The sequence below is a fragment of the Accumulibacter sp. genome (assembly GCF_029255285.1).
GTDB lineage: Bacteria > Pseudomonadota > Gammaproteobacteria > Burkholderiales > Rhodocyclaceae > Accumulibacter.
Genome location: NZ_JAPUVI010000073.1, coordinates 1 through 15,007, shown reverse-complemented (window position 1 = coordinate 15,007; position 15,007 = coordinate 1). Strand labels below are relative to the sequence as shown.

13 protein-coding genes are annotated in these 15,007 nt (G+C 62.5%); 5 read left to right on the top strand and 8 right to left on the bottom strand.

Going from position 1 to position 15,007, the window contains the following annotated elements; genetic code table 11:
- Window positions 1-304 precede the first annotated feature (304 nt).
- Window positions 305-1,711, top strand: coding sequence for a hemolysin family protein (locus Q1M07_RS08745; RefSeq protein ID WP_300453070.1), 1,407 nt, complete (start codon window positions 305-307; stop codon window positions 1,709-1,711).
- Window positions 1,704-2,951, top strand: coding sequence for a hemolysin family protein (locus Q1M07_RS08740; RefSeq protein WP_300453068.1), 1,248 nt, complete (start codon window positions 1,704-1,706; stop codon window positions 2,949-2,951). The genes Q1M07_RS08745 and Q1M07_RS08740 overlap by 8 nt, the downstream gene beginning before the upstream one ends.
- Window positions 2,952-3,034: 83 nt before the next feature.
- On the opposite strand, the gene Q1M07_RS08735 is transcribed toward Q1M07_RS08740, so the two are convergent.
- Complete coding sequence (locus tag Q1M07_RS08735) at window positions 3,035-4,378, bottom strand: citrate transporter (protein ID WP_300453065.1); 1,344 nt, start codon at window positions 4,376-4,378, stop codon at window positions 3,035-3,037.
- 170 nt (window positions 4,379-4,548) lie between these two features.
- Between Q1M07_RS08735 and Q1M07_RS08730 the strand changes: the two genes are divergently transcribed.
- Complete coding sequence (locus tag Q1M07_RS08730) at window positions 4,549-4,965, top strand: universal stress protein (protein ID WP_300453171.1); 417 nt, start codon at window positions 4,549-4,551, stop codon at window positions 4,963-4,965.
- A 117-nt stretch (window positions 4,966-5,082) separates the two neighbouring features.
- Here Q1M07_RS08730 and Q1M07_RS08725 read toward each other — a convergent pair whose 3' ends face one another.
- From Q1M07_RS08725 to Q1M07_RS08695, 7 genes are all read right to left on the bottom strand, one after another.
- On the bottom strand, window positions 5,083-5,508 hold the full coding sequence (locus Q1M07_RS08725) for a universal stress protein (protein ID WP_300453063.1): 426 nt from the start codon (window positions 5,506-5,508) through the stop codon (window positions 5,083-5,085).
- Window positions 5,509-5,538: 30 nt separating this feature from the next.
- A complete protein-coding gene (locus Q1M07_RS08720) occupies window positions 5,539-6,951 on the bottom strand; it encodes a citrate transporter (protein WP_300453061.1) in 1,413 nt (470 codons plus the stop codon).
- 149 nt (window positions 6,952-7,100) lie between these two features.
- Window positions 7,101-7,619: a hydrogenase maturation protease gene (locus Q1M07_RS08715; RefSeq protein WP_300453059.1), complete on the bottom strand. Its 519-nt coding sequence runs from the start codon at window positions 7,617-7,619 to the stop codon at window positions 7,101-7,103.
- A 20-nt stretch (window positions 7,620-7,639) separates the two neighbouring features.
- Entirely contained in the window at window positions 7,640-9,115 is a 1,476-nt protein-coding gene (locus Q1M07_RS08710) for a Ni/Fe hydrogenase subunit alpha (protein WP_300453057.1), read from the bottom strand.
- A gap of 8 nt (window positions 9,116-9,123) precedes the next feature.
- Window positions 9,124-9,678 carry an NADP oxidoreductase gene (locus tag Q1M07_RS08705; protein ID WP_300453055.1) on the bottom strand — a complete coding sequence of 185 codons (555 nt, stop codon included), beginning with the start codon at window positions 9,676-9,678 and terminating at the stop codon, window positions 9,124-9,126.
- A 1-nt stretch (window position 9,679) separates the two neighbouring features.
- Complete coding sequence (locus tag Q1M07_RS08700) at window positions 9,680-10,423, bottom strand: 2Fe-2S iron-sulfur cluster-binding protein (RefSeq protein ID WP_300453053.1); 744 nt, start codon at window positions 10,421-10,423, stop codon at window positions 9,680-9,682.
- Entirely contained in the window at window positions 10,420-12,261 is a 1,842-nt protein-coding gene (locus Q1M07_RS08695; RefSeq protein ID WP_300453051.1) for an NAD(P)H-dependent oxidoreductase subunit E, read from the bottom strand. Before Q1M07_RS08695 ends, Q1M07_RS08700 begins: the two co-directional genes overlap by 4 nt.
- Window positions 12,262-12,692: 431 nt before the next feature.
- Here Q1M07_RS08695 and Q1M07_RS08690 point away from each other — a divergent pair, with 431 nt between their 5' ends.
- Window positions 12,693-14,111 carry a bifunctional enoyl-CoA hydratase/phosphate acetyltransferase gene (locus Q1M07_RS08690; protein WP_300453049.1) on the top strand — a complete coding sequence of 473 codons (1,419 nt, stop codon included), beginning with the start codon at window positions 12,693-12,695 and terminating at the stop codon, window positions 14,109-14,111.
- 335 nt (window positions 14,112-14,446) lie between these two features.
- Window positions 14,447-15,007 (top strand): ribonucleotide reductase N-terminal alpha domain-containing protein (locus Q1M07_RS08685; RefSeq protein ID WP_366984032.1); only part of this gene is annotated, 561 nt, incomplete at its 3' end.

Sequence of the window (15,007 nt, the reverse complement as noted above, 5' to 3'; positions counted from 1 at the left end):
GATCACGGGCTGGAAGCGGCAACTCACGGAGCGTTCGGTGCCGCCTATTGGTGAAGCCAGCGCCTGGCTCCGATGTATTTGGGCAGACAAACGCTCATTGGCGCTATTCGGTGTATTTGATCATGACATTAAATTGACACATAATAGCCCGCTCGTCTGCGAGTGTTTCAAGGCTAGCGAGGGGTGCGGGGGCGTGGTGCTCGGACAGCTGTATGACCTGCCCCTGCCGAGCCAGTCGTTGCGGCAACGTTTGAGGCCCGGCGCCGGCAACGTTGTGACCACCAAGCTGATGTGAGGGTAATCCATGGATGCTGCGCTCTGGATCGAGCTGATCGTTTTTGTCGTCCTGCTCGGCTGCTCAGGATTCTTTTCGAGCACCGAAACCTCATTGTTCTCGCTGAGTGCATTCCAACTTGAACAGATGCGCGCCGCCAAGAATCCGCGTATCGAGTTGATCGAACGTCTGCGCGGCGAGCCCAGGCGGCTCATCGTCACCATTCTGATCGGCAACGAGTTTGTCAATGTTTCGGCTTCAGTGATTTCGGCGGCGATGGTGATTCATCTTTTTGGCGCCGAGAACGAGATGATCAATCTGCTGGTGATGGTGCCGATCCTGCTGCTGTTCGGCGAGATTACGCCAAAGGTACTAGCGATACGCAACAACGTCGCGTTTGCGAATGCCGAGTGCCGCCCAATCGACCTTTTTGCCCGCCTGATCACTCCGCTGCGCGAAGTGATCAGGCGCATCGCGGACCTGTTCATCACTCTGATCGTCGGCAAGCAACGCTCACAGGGCAATCTGGTCACCGAGGACATGATTCGCACGCTAGTCCAGGATGCCGTGGGCGAAGGTGCGCTCGACAGTCAGGAAGCCCACTACATCGAAAAGATCTTCGAGTTCGGCAACAAATCGCTGCGCGACATCATGCGACCGCGATCGGATATCCACTTCCTATCCGCGGACCTACCGGTAGCTGATCTGATTGCCCAGATCAGGCTGAGCCGTCAGTCGCGTTATCCGGTATTCAAGGGGCACCGCGACACCATCCTTGGCATTTTGCACGCGCGCGACCTGCTCGGTGTAGACCTGGCCAGGCTCGAGCGCGATCCGCAGGGTTTCCGCAAGCTCCTACGGCAGCCGAGCTTCTTTCCCGAGTCTAAGCCGGCGGTAGAGCTTTTTCACAATTTTCGCCAGCGCAAGCTGTCTTTCGCGCTGGTGGTTGACGAATACGGCGGCGTTACCGGCCTCGTAACCATGGAAGACTTGCTCGAGTGCGTTTTCGGCGAGATCGCCAGCCCATCTGACGGTGAGGCCGCTAGCCGTCATCTGGTCAGCGAACTCGCCGACGGCCGGCGCCTGATCGACACCAGCCTTTCGCTCGAAGACTTCAACCGGGCTTACCAAGTTGACGTGGGAAGCGAAGATGTCGAGACGCTTGCCGGAGCATTGCTCGAAGCCTTCGGTGAACTGCCGGCCACCGGGGCGGAGACCATTCTTTGTGGCTTGAGGTTTACGGTCGACGGGATCGAGCACAACCGCATTACGCGTGTCGTTGTAGAGCGCCTACCGTTGCCGACCGAAAGCGATAGCGGGACCGCTCGCACATCTACCGACAAAAGCGCGCCTTCCGGCATCGAGAGCGATCTCGCCGCCTCCGTTGCGGAAAGCGAAGCGACGCCAACCAGAAGCGGAGGGCCTTCGAGTGTCTGATATCTGGATTACTGCCTTGCTCATGGTCGTCTGCCTGCTTGCCGAAGGATTCTTTTCTGGATCCGAGCTTGGCGTGGTCAGCGCCGACCGCATGAAATTGCGTCACGATGCCGCCAAGGGCTCGCGCGGCGCCCGCCTAGCGCTTGAAATGCTCGAGAAACGGCCGGAATGGTTGTTGTCTACGACGCTAGTCGGAACCAATATCGCGGTCGTTGCGAACTCAACCATCGCCACCGCGTTGATGATCTCGTTGTTCGGTGAGGCCGGCAGTTGGCTGGCGGTGTTCTTGGTCGCGCCGTTGATCTGGGTTTTCGGCGAGATCGTTCCGAAAAGCATCTTCCAGCAGCGCGCCGACGCCATCACGCCCTACGTGATCTACGTTCTGCGCTTTTTTTCGATCGTTTTTTGGCCGATCTTGATTGGTTTTGTGGCGTTGTCGAAATTTCTCTCGCGTCTCGCCGGGAGTCGCGACGAACACAATCCCTTCACCTTGCGCGAGCAGATTCAGAGTATGGTACAGATGCCGCCGCACGAAGGCGGCGATATCCAGCCCATCGAGAAAACGATGATTCGGCGCATGTTTAACTTCTCCGAAACTACCGTTTATAACGTGATGGTTCCGCTGATAGACGTCAGTGCCATCGATAAAAGCAGCACAGTCGGCGATGCGGTACGTCTGGCTGTTCAGTGCTCGCATGTTCGCCTTCCGGTCTACGATGGTCGTATAGACCGAGTGGTTGGTGTGCTAAATACGATGGACCTGCTTGGTGTCGACGAGCGCTTGCCGCTCGCGCCTTTCGTCAACCCGACGCGCTACGTACCGGCTAGCAAGAGCGCCGAGTCGATGCTCGTCGAACTGCGCAAGGACGGCGATGCGATGGCCGTGGTGATGGACGAATTTGGCGGCGCCGAGGGAATCGTTACCATCGAGGACATCATCGAGGATGTGGTTGAGGATATCCAGGACGAATACGATCGCCAGGAGAAGCCGGCCGAGTGGCTGAAGAAGCTCGGCCATCGCGATTATCTGGTGAGTGCCCGCGCCGATCCCGCGATGCTGATCGAAAAGCTTGGGCTGAGGTTGCCGGGCAAGGGCCATTACGATACGCTGTCCGGTTTCCTGCTTGAGTATGCCCGCGAGATCCCCAACGCCGGAGTAACGATCGAAGTGGAGGGCATCAGGTTTACGATCCAGCGCGCGACACCGCAGGTGATCCAGGAAGTGCAGATACGCTGGTAAGCGCGGCCGGATCGTTCGCGGATTTTTCAAACGCGTGACATAACTACCCGTCCGCCCTCCAGTGGCGCGAGCGCGAATGTTCGTCAGCGCTTGGCCGTTGCTCCTGACGATGCTCCGGGAAGTGGCTGGTACGGGTCGTTGGGATGCCAGCCGACGAGCAGCAATAGCGCGAAGAATCCAGCTAGGTAGCCGACGGGCACATGCCAGCCTTGGCGTAGCCATTGACCGGCCGACTTTGCAGCGGGAAACAGGTTCGCCAGCGCTACGCCCGCCGACGAGCCGAACCACATCATGGAACCTCCGAAACCTACGGCGAAGGCAAGAAATCCCCAGTCGTAGCCACCCTGCTTCAAGGCCAGAGCGGTCAGCGGGATGTTGTCGAACACGGCTGACACGAAACCCAGGCCAAGCGCGGTCCGCCAGGAAGGGGCAGGCAGGCTCTCGACCGGCATCATCGATGCGCAGACTACCAGAGCGAGGAGAAAGATGGATCCCTTAAAGGCGTCTGGAACCAAGCTCCACTCTGGTCTGCGCAGCGGTACCGTGAGCAGTAGGGCCACCCACACAGCGGCACCGAGAAACGGGAAGTGATCGGCAGCGGCGGGGAAGCGGACATTGACCGTGACGTTGGTGACGATCGCCGCCACCAACATGAAACCGACGATGCCGAGCCGTACCCAGTCGACATGACCGGAGGTCTGCGATTGGCGCACCATCGGTTGGTGAGAATGCTGTTGCAACGAGGCCGGGACACCGAACACGACGAGAGCCACTCCGGACGCAACGAAGGCGGGCAGGACATCGAACGGACTTACTCCGGCGATCCACATCATCGTGGTCGTCGTGTCACCCACCACGCTACCCGCGCCGCCAGCGTTCGAAGCAGCGACGATTGCCGCCAGGTAGCCCATATGCAAGCGGCGCTGGAAAACGCTGGCGGCAACCGTGCCGCCGATCAGCGCCGCCGCAATGTTGTCTAGGAAGCCGGAGAGAAGGAAGATGATTCCGAGCAGGACGAAAGGTCCCAACCAGCTTGCCGGCAGCAAACTGGGCAGCAGCTCCGGGATCCCACTTTCCTCGAAATGCCGCGCCAACAAGGCGAAACCGACCAAGAGGGCGAGCAGATTGACCAGCAGAACCCACTCGTGCGTCATGTGTGTCGCGAAACCGGCAACACCGTCACCGGTCTTGAAGCCCGTATAGGCGATTTTGTACAGGGCGATCACCGCCAACCCGGTCAGTGCCACCTTGAGTACGTGACGATGAAAAATGGCAACGCCAAGCAGCGTCGCCGCGAACAGGACGAAGTCCAAAGGGATGCCAGATGGTTCCAACTCGTCTACGGCGCAGGCCAGCGGAGCAATCGACCACAGCGCAAGGCTTGTCACTGACCGGACAAGCGGTTGGTCACGTACTTGTGGCTTCATTGCTGCGCCCTTCTTTCGGTTGATTCCTCATGATAACATTCTCGGCTGAGGCAAGGATGGCTCGCTCCGTCGAGGATTTTCGCAGGATGCCCGGTGCCTGCCGCGCTTTTCCGATGTGGCCCTTTTACCCTGTATATTTCCCTCCACTGGAGGAGTCCGCCTTGCGCAAAGTGCTCGTCCCCGTAGATGGCTCTGCTCCAGCGCACCGCGCGGTTCGGCATGTCGTGGCGTTGGCCGGTCGCGACCCGTCGTTCGAGGCCGTTCTGCTTAACGTTCAGCCCGAAGTCGACGAGTGGAGCGTCCGCCGCGTGCTGAGGCCGGAAGAAATAGAAGCCATGGAGGTTAGCCGGGGCGGCGATGTCCTGCGGCCGGAATGTGGCGTGCTAAAGGCTGCCGGGGTGCGCTTCACGCCTCTTGTGGCGATCGGTCAGGCAGCCGAAACGATCGTCAGCGTCGCCACAGAACAGGGATGTGACGGTATTGTCATGGGCACCCGTGGCCAAGGGCTGGTTGCTGGAGTCCTAATGGGCTCGGTCAGCACGCAGGTCCTTAGACTGACCGGTCTGCCGGTCATGCTGATCAAGTAATGGCCTGGCGTGGCCTGGTCGTCAGGGCGAATTGCCGTCCGGTCTTCGATGCGGTCGGCGGGTGCGCCGACGCGATTACGAGAGTTACGGCGATCGTGTCCGCAACACCACGCGGCCTCACTTGACCACCGTCACCGGCACCTGCGCGAAGTGGATCACTTTCGTCGTCACCGAACCGAGCAACAGCCCGGCGATCGCTGATACGCCGCGACTCCCCATGATGATCTTGTCGCAGCCACTCTCCTCGGCATGCCTTGCTATGGTCGGGCCGACATCTCCGATCAGCACTTCGGCGACATATGGCACACCGGCCGCGTCGAGGCGCTGCCTGGCGGGCTGTAGAATGTCATCGCCTTCGGAGAGTTGCAACGCCGTGATTTCGTCGGCTGTCAATACACGTCGGACTTCCCACGCGTCGATCGGTTCACGCACGTTCAGCAGGTGGACCGTCATCGGCTCACGGTTCCGCACGAGATGTATGAGATGATCGACGGCGCGCAGCGCATTATCGGAACCGTCGAATGGAATGAGTGCCTTGAGCATTGGCGGATCTCCCACAAGGTGATTTGACGGTCAGTCGGCTGCGACCGATCGCGCCGTGAGGCGCGGCAGAGGCCCCGAAGTCGTGTGGCTGGCGGCGAGCCGCGCTGGCCCGGTCGGATCGATCACCTCAGCTTTATGCTTGGCATGAGGCTGCCAGCCGAGCACGACAAGCAGGGCAAAGAAACCGACTACGTAGCCTAGGGTAACGTGCCAACCGTGCAACAGCCAGCGGCCGGCGGACTTGGCCTCCGGAAACATGTTTGCCAGCGCGACTCCGGCCGAGGAGCCGAACCAGATCATCGATCCGCCGAAGCCGACGGCATAGGCAAGAAAGCCCCAGTCGTAACCGCCCTGGGTAAGCGCCAGGGCTGTCAAGGGGATGTTGTCGAATACCGCTGACACGAAGCCGAGTCCCATCGCTGTTTGCCAGGACGCCGCGGGCAGTTTCTCGACCGGCATCATCGACGCGCACAGCACCAGCGAGAGCAAGAAAATGCTGCCTTTGAAGGCATCCGGTAACAGGTTCCACTGAGGTTTGCGCAGTGGCGTCGCCAATAGCAGCGCGACCCAGACGGCTACACCGAGGAAGGGGAAGCGATCGGAGATCTCGGGAAAAACCACGTTCACCGTGACGTTAGTGACGATTGCGGCGAGCAATATGAAAGCGACGATGACAACCCGCGCCCAGTCGATGTGGGCGCTTTCGCCGGTGTGTGCGACGATTGGCGAGTGGCGTTGCTGTTGCAGCGCGGCGGGAATGCCGCAAAGCACCAGTGCCACTACCGCGGCTACGTAAGCATGCGTGACATCAAGCGGGCTGACGCCATCGATCCACATCATGGTCGTGGTTGTGTCGCCGACGACGCTTCCCGATCCACCGGCGTTGGATGCGGCAACGATCGCCGCGAGGTAGCCAATATGGAGGCGGTGGCGAAAGACGATGCGGGCGATGGTGCCGCCGATCAAAGCGGCCGCGATATTGTCGAGAAAGCTTGAGAGGACGAAAATCATGACCAGCAGGACAAAGCCACCCGGCCAGCCGTTAGGCAGGTAGCGCGGCAGGGCTTCGGGCACCCGGCTGTCCTCGAAATGGCGAGCGAGCAGAGCAAAGCCAAGTAGCAGGCCAAGCAGGTTACTGAGCATCACCCATTCGTGCTGGAGGTGAATCAACAGTCCGGCGATTCCGGTGCCAAACTTGAATCCGGTGAACAGTAGCTTGTAGAAAGTGATCGTTGCCAGTCCGGTCAGCGCCACCTGCAAGGTGTAGTGATGGAGCAGGGCAACACCCAGTAACGTCAGGGCAAACAGGATGAAGTCGACAGGGATGCCGAAAAGGGAGGGGCCTTCCGGCACGGCGTCGGCGGCCCAGGCGGGGCCAAAGGCAAGCAGAAAAAGCAGCAGGGCGGTCCCCTGACGGAGACAGCGGGCGGGTTCTCGACACATGAAAAAAGAGTCCTCAACGGAGTTTGGCAGAGTGAATGCTGATATCGACAGAGGGGTGTTGCGGTGTGTGCTGGATTCTAGCACGGGGAGCGGCGAGGGCGGAGAGCCCGAACTGAGCCGTCTCGACGCCTATCCGCCGAGATCACTGCTCAACGACTTCCGTTGACGTAGCCTTGCCAGTTGTCCGCCGAGGCGGCACGAGCCAACTCTTTCAGTAGTTCGAGAGCGGCATCGGCGTGGCGCGCCGCCGCGGGGCTCAGCCCTTCCCCGAGGGCGAAGCGCTCGCCGCGCACGCACAACACGAAGGCTGGAGGCGGTGCTTCGCCGCTGATGCGCGGCAGGACGGCGAGCACCGACTCGGGGAGCAGGGCGTGCGTACCCGGGCTGGCTCTATCGACCGCTGCCACCGGGCGAAAGACAAAAGGGGCCGGCGTCTGCTGCCCGGCATCGATGAACAGTGCCAGCCGCCGTCCGCTGAGGTCGAGCGCATGCTCGATCTGCAACTGGAAGTCGCCGATCAGCTCGAAGTCGTCAGCCAGACCGGCCGCCTCGAGCCAAGTCTGCAGTTGCTCGAGAAGCAGGGGGCCCAGCGCGTCGTCGCCCCGACTCGGGTTGCCGCAGGCCAGGATGACGACGGGTGCGTGCGGCCTGGCGGGTACGCGTGACATCGGCGATCCTGCCCGGTGTTTCAGGAGCCCGTGTACAAGCGCTCGATCAGTCGGTCATTGGCGTCGAGCAATTCGACTTGCAGCGGCATCCTGCCCAGGGCATGCGTCGCGCACGACAGGCAGGGATCGAAGCAGCGGATCGCGACTTCGATGTGATTGAGCAAGCCTTCACTCAGCTTGCGGCCACTCAGGTAGCGGCGGGCGACACGGCGGATCGCTTCGTTCATCGGCTGGTTGTTGTGCGTCGTCGACACGATCAGGTTGCACATCGTCACCAGATCGTCGTCGCCGACGCGGTAATGGTGAATCAGCGTGCCGCGCGGCGCTTCGATGGCGCCGACGCCCTCTCGGTTGCGGCTGCCGCTGGTCATCAGGTCGCTGCCCGACAAGTCGTCGTCGTGCAGCAGATCCTTGATCGTCTCGGCGGCGTGCAGCATCTCGATCATGCGCGCCCAGTGATACGCCAGCGGCGCGTGAATCGGCTTGCCCTGGCCATAGTCGATGAACTCGCGGCGCTCGGCTTCGGCCAGCGGCGTAGGAATCGAGTCGCAATTCTGCACGCGTGCCAGCGGTCCGACCTTGTACCAGCCGTCGCGTGGCCCGAGTGCGGCGAGGAAGGGAAACTTCATGTAGCTCCACGGTTTGACTTCCTCGCGGATCAGATTCACGTAGTCCTTGACGTGTACGCCGTCGACGATAATCCGGCCGTCGGCATCGCGCGCGCGCAGACGGCCCTCGTAAAAATCGAGCGCGCCGTTGGCGCCGACCAGCGACAGGATGTTCGAACGGAAGGTGCCGAAGGTATCGTAGAGCGTCGGGTCGGCCGCATGCAGTCGCTTCACGAGTTGCACGGCCTGCCGGCTCCAGCCGATGATCGTGTAGATGTCGGCCAGCAGGTCGTCGCGCTCCTCGCGGCTGAGCGCGCGGTTGACGCCACCGGGAATCGCGCCGGTGCCGTGAACGCGTTTGCCGGCCGTCAGGCGAATCACTTCCTGGCCGAACTTGCGCAACAGCACGCCTTTTCGGGCGACCTCGGGGTGGGCGGCGGCGACGCCGACGATATTGCGTCGGCCGACCTCGCTGTCGAAACCGAAAAGCAGATCGGGTGACGACAGATGGAAGAAATGCAGCGCATGCGATTGCAGAATCTGGCCGTAGTGCATCAGCCGGCGCAATTGCTCGGCACTCGTCGTCAGGCGGTCGGCGCCGACCACATGGTCGAGCGCCTTGGCCGCCGCCAGATGGTGGGAAACGGGGCAGATGCCGCACAGGCGCTGGACCATCACCGGCACCTCCCAGTAGGGCCGGCCCTGGATGAACTTTTCGAAACCGCGGAATTCGACGATGTGCAGGCGGACCTGCCGTACCTGATCGTTTTCGTCGAGCAGCAGCGTCACTTTGCCGTGCCCCTCGACGCGCGATACCGGGTCGATTGCCACCCGGCGCAGCGTGCCGGCGTCGGCGGCGGTTTCGAGTTCGAAAGTCTCGCTGGCCATGGTCTGTCTCAGTCGAAATGCAGCAGCGGATGCCCGAGACGCGGCGTGCGCCCCTCGAGCAGGTCGGTGAGAAACTTCCAGATTGCATCGCCCGCCGGCGGGCAACCGGGAATGAAATAGTCGATGCGTACGACCTCGTGGATCGGGTGGACCTTGTCGAGCGGCAGCGGCAGTTCGGGATCGTTGGGAATCTGCCGGCCGACGTTGCCCGGCGCCGTAAGATAGACCTCCTGCAGGCAGAGCCCGAGATCGAGATGGTTGCGCTGCGCCGGCAGACCGCCATTGACGGCACAGGCACCGATCGCGATCAGCACCTTGCAATGGCGACGGAAATCGCGCAGCACGTGGATGTTCTCGGCATTGCAGACGCCGCCTTCGATGAGGCCGATGTCGCACGGACCGCAGGTCTTGATGTCGGTGAGCGGCGAACGGTCGAAGTCGACGCGCTCGACCAGTTCGAGCAGGCGTTCGTCGATATCGAGGAAGGACATGTGGCAGCCAAAGCAGCCGGCCAGCGAAGTCGTTGCCAGACGGAGCTTGCGGCTTGGCACGGCGGTGTCCATTTCAGGCCTCCTCTTCGGTCGCGCTGCGCGTCGCCAAGCGCTCGACCTGCATGCCGATCGGGTCGACGTCGTAGCGCCGGCTACCGATCGGCACCGCGAAACCGCGGCGCTTTTCCAGGATCACGCCGACCGGACAGACGTGTGCGGCCTGGTCGGCGAGCGAGAAGTTGGTATCGGCCAGGCGACCGGATTCGGCATTGACGATCAGGTGTTTCGTGATTCCGCGCCCGGACAGCGCGAAGACGTTCTTGCCGTCGACATCGCGACTCGCGCGCACGCACAACTCGCAGAGAATGCAGCGGTTGAAATCCAGCAAGACATCGGGGTGCGAAGCGTCGACCGGCCGGTCGGGATAGAACTGTTCGAAGTGCGGCGACAGCATTTCGAGTTCGTAGGCCAGCGCTTGCAGCATGCAGTCGCCGCTTTTCTCGCACGACGGGCAGAAGTGATTGCCCTCGACGAACAGCATTTGCAACATGGTTCGCCGCTTGTCGTTGAGATCCGGCGAGTTGTTCTCGACCTCCATGCCGTCCCTGGCGGGCATGGTGCATGCCGAGACGTAACGGCCGTTGGCCTTCACCGTACAGAGTTTGCAACTGCCCTGCGGCTTGAACTCGGGGTGATGGCACAAATGGGGGATGAAGATCTCGGCCGCCATCGCGGCGTCCATGATCGTCTGCCCGTCACGGAACGGCACGGGCAGTCCGTCGAGCAGGAGGCTGGGCGGCTGGCTGACGTCATTCATGGCTCGACTCCTGTCACTCGGGCGGCCAGACCGAAATGCGCCGCCGGGTCGTCTCGCCCGGTCATCTGGCGGGCGCTGGCCAGTGCCTGGTCGAGGTCGAAGGCGGGCTCGAAATCGAGCGAGCGCAGACGTCGTTCATAAGCCGGTCGGAATTTGTTGAGAGTATCGAACAGCGGATTGCACGCCGCCTGCCCCAGCCCGCAATGACTGGCGGCGTGCAGCAGGCGGTGGATCTTGAAAATTTCGCCGATATCGTATTGCGAGCCGAGGCCGTTGGCGATCTTGTCCATGCAGTTGGCGACCAGCGACGTGCCGACCCGACATGGTGTGCAAAAGCCGCAACTCTCGTGAGCGAAGAAATGGGCGAAGTTGCGCGCCACTTCGAACATGTCGCGGTGCGCCCCGAAGACCATGAAGGCGCCCGCCGTCGGAACGTCCTCGAAAGCGATGTGGCGCGAGAACTCGTGCATCGCCAGGCAGTTTCCCGAGGGGCCGCTCACCTGCACCGCCTGCGCATTTCCGGCGCCGCAGTCGTTGAGCACCTGGGCCACCGAGACGCCGAAGGGGTACTCGTAAATCCCCGGCGATTCGACGTCGCCCGAGATCGACAGCAGTTTGCTCCCCGTCGACTGCTTGGTGCCGAGGCCGGCAAACCAGGCGCCGCCATGGACCGCGATCAACGCCGCCTTGCACAGCGTCTCGACGTTGTTCACGACAGTCGGCTGACCGAGATAACCTTCGCTGACCGGGAAAGGCGGACGCACACGCGGCACACCGCGCTTGCCTTCGAGCGACTCGAGCAGCGCCGTCTCCTCGCCGCAGACGTAGGCACCGGCGCCGAGATGGATGTCGATGTCGAAAGCCAGATCCGGATGGCCGCACAGCGCCGGCCCGAGGAGGCCGCTCTGGCGCCGACGTTCCAGGTTCGCCCGCAGAGCCGGCAGCAGATAGGCGTACTCGCCGCGCAGGTATACCAGACCCTGCTGGGCGCCGATCGTGATGCCGGCCACGCTCATGCCGTCGAACAGCAGGTCGGCATAGTTGGAGAGCAGGACACGATCCTTGAAGGTTCCCGGTTCGCCTTCGTCGGCGTTGCAAACCACATAGCGCGCGGCAGGTTCATGGCGGCAGGTCGCGCGGCGCGCCGACTCCCACTTGATGTGCGTCGTGAAGCCGGCGCCGCCGCGACCGCGCAGATTGGAGAGTTTCATTTCGGACAACATCGCTTCGGCACCGCGCGCGATTGCTGCCTGCAAGGCTTCGCCGGCTGGCCATTGGGTGTTCAGCAGGGCGTCGCGCCGCCGGATGTTGTCGGCAACGACGAAATAGTCCGGCGGCCAGTCGGCCAGCGGCACCTGCCCCCGAATCAGCTCGCTGATGCGGTCGACCCGCTCGGCCGACAGGCGCGTCAGGGCGCGCCCGTTGACCAGGAGTGCCGGCCCCTGGTCGCACATGCCGGTACAGGACGTGGTGTCGACGCTGACCAGACCGTCCTCTGAGACCTTGCCGCGCTCTATCCACAGCTTGTTGCACAGGCGGTCTATCAGTTCGGCGCTGCCCAGCATGCGGTCGGTGATGTTGTCCGAGAACAGCACGCGATAGTGGCCGACCGGGTTCTGATGAAAGAAGGAATAAAACCCCGCGACACCTTCCACACGGGCGCGCGGCAGGTCGACGGCGCGGGCGATGACCGTCAGCGCGGCCGCCGGCAGGTAGCCCAGAGCCTCCTGCGCCTGGCGCAGGATCTGCACCAGTCGGCCGGCATCGCGTCGATGACCGTCGAGGATCGGCAACAGCAACTTCTCGACCCGTCGTGTTTCAATGCCTTCGTCCGTCACGGTGGCCTCCTGCGGTCATGGCGGTTTCCCATACGCTTGCATGAAGTGTAGTACCTTGACCATGACGCGGGCTGATCCAGGTCAAAGGGCGAGTTAAAAAGGGCCATTCGTCGTGCGCTGCAAGCGCTTGGCGACCTTCCACCCATGCGGGTGAACTGGCGTGGCGAGCAGGGCGAAAGCCCCGGTGCGGCGTTCCGGCGGCCGAGCAACTTTGCTCAACGCGCCCCTACCATTCCGTGGTGCGTTGCAGCATAATAAGGGCAGGGCGGCGTTGCTGGCCAGACTATCGGCCTCTTTGCCGACCGGCGGTGGCCTACGGTCGGCCAGCGGGGTTGGCCGGTCACCGGATGAGCCACTGAGTCAGGCGTGGTGTCGGGCGTTTTCTCGACCCGCCCCTGGCTTTCCTTCGGCGCACCATTCGGAGAACCAGCATGCACTTTGAGACCTCTCTGGAATATCTCGAAAGTCGGCCCTACGACGAAATCAACGTCGGCGACACGTCTTCGCTGTTGCGCACGCTGCGCCCGGAGGACGTCAAGCTGTTTGCGTTGATGTCCGGCGACATGAATCCCGCGCTGGCCAACGCCGATTTCAGGCACAGCGGGCTGTTCAGGGATTTCATCGCGCATGGCATGTGGTCGGCGTCGCTGTTGTCGACCATTCTCGGTACGCAGTTTCCGGGTCCGGGAACCGTCCTCATCGAGTCCACCCTGCACTTTGCGCGGCCCGTGACGATCGGCGACACGATCACCGTCACCGTGACCGTCCGGCAGAAGTTCGCTCACAACCAGCACATCATTCTTGATTGTGCCTGCCTCAATCAGGAAGGTCTGCTGGTCGTCTCCGGCAGTGCCGAGGTGCTGGCACCGGCGGCTAAGATCCGTACCAAGCGGACAGTGATGCCGGAAATCACTATTTCGGACAAATACGCCCGCCTGCAAGTGCTCGTCGCTCGCGCCGAGGGACTGGCGCCGATCGACATGGCGGTCGTTCACCCCTGCGACCGAGAGTCGCTGCGCGGTGCGCTGCTGGCCGCCGAGGCAAAGCTGATCGACCCCTTCCTGATCGGACCGGAGCAGAGAATCCGGGCGGTTGCCGAAGAGAACGGGTTCGACCTCGGATCGCACCGCATCGTCAACGTCAAGCACAGTCACGAAGCCGCGGCGATGGCCGTCACCCTGGTCCGCAGCGGTGACGTCGAGGCGCTGATGAAGGGCAGTCTGCACACCGACGAACTGATGGCCGAAGTCGTTTCGCGGGCCGGTGGCCTGCGCACGGCGCGCCGCATCAGTCACGTCTTCATGATGGATGTACCGACCTATCCGCGACCGATCATGATTACCGATGCGGCGATCAACATCCTCCCGACGCTGCAGGACAAGGTCGACATCATCCAGAACGCCATCGACCTGGCGCACATCATCGGCACGCCGGAACCCAAGGTGGCGATTCTCTCGGCGGTCGAAACGGTCAACCCGAAGATACAGTCGACACTGGACGCCGCCGCGTTGTGCAAGATGGCCGATCGCGGCCAGATCAAGGGCGGTCTGCTGGACGGCCCGCTGGCTTTCGACAATGCCGTCTCGATCGTCGCCGCCAAGACCAAGGGTATCGATTCGGCCGTGGCCGGGCGGGCCGACATCCTCGTCGTTCCCGACCTCGAGTCCGGCAACATGATCGCCAAGCAGCTCGAGTACCTGGCCAATGCGCTCAGTGCCGGTATCGTTCTCGGCGCCAGCGTCCCGGTCGTCCTGACGAGCCGCGCCGATACCGCCGAAACGCGCATCGCCTCGTGCGTCATCGCAGCGCTGATCGCGCACGCCAATCGCAAGCGGGAGAAGGTGAACTGATAGCGGGCGCTTTCGTCCGAAGCTCACCTCGCCTGGCGCTGGCGCGATCTGCCGTAGCGCCGCGCCAACCGGCGGTGCGCTGCGAAAGCGATGCAAGGCCGTGATTTCAAGGTCTTTCCGCCATTCTGGCTGTTACCGGTCGGGAAACTACATCTAGTGATGTTGTTGCGCTGAACAACTACATGTAGTAGTTTATTGGCTGTTGAGCCGGCGAACAGCCTTGGTCTTGCCCGCCCCCGGCGTCTGCCCGCTGGCCGGTACGCGTGCCGGAAAAGGCGTTCACAGCCGGCATTCCAGCCCCGCCCTGTTGACCACCCATGCCCGAGGGACAGCCCATGAACCAGCTCGTACACCAGTTGCCGCTGTCGGCCATCGCCGAAGCGCCCGTTAACCTTCCGCTGGCGGAACAGGAGATCTCGGGCGAGGTATTGGTCGAGAAGTACGCCAAGGGCAACGAGACGTCGGTGCACGATGTGCGGCGACGGGTGGCGCGCGCGCTTGCCGTGCGCGAGGACGAGAAGCCGCGTGCCGACTGGGAAGCGCGCTTCCTGTGGGCGCAGGAAAACGGTTTCGTTCCCGCCGGCCGGATCAACTCGGCGGCAGGCACGACGCTGGCGGCGACCTTGATCAACTGCTTCGTACAACCGATCGGCGACTCGGTCGTCGAGATCGTCGACGGCAAACCGGGCATCTACAGCGCACTCGCCGAAGCGGCCGAAACGATGCGTCGCGGCGGCGGCGTCGGCTACGACTTTTCGTCGATCCGCCCGATGGGCGCGCTCGTCAAAGGAACGCAGTCGCGCGCCTCCGGACCGGTATCGTACATGCGCGTCTTCGACCGCTCGTGCGAAACGGTCGAATCGGCCGGCTCGCGGCGCGGCGCGCAGATGGGTGTG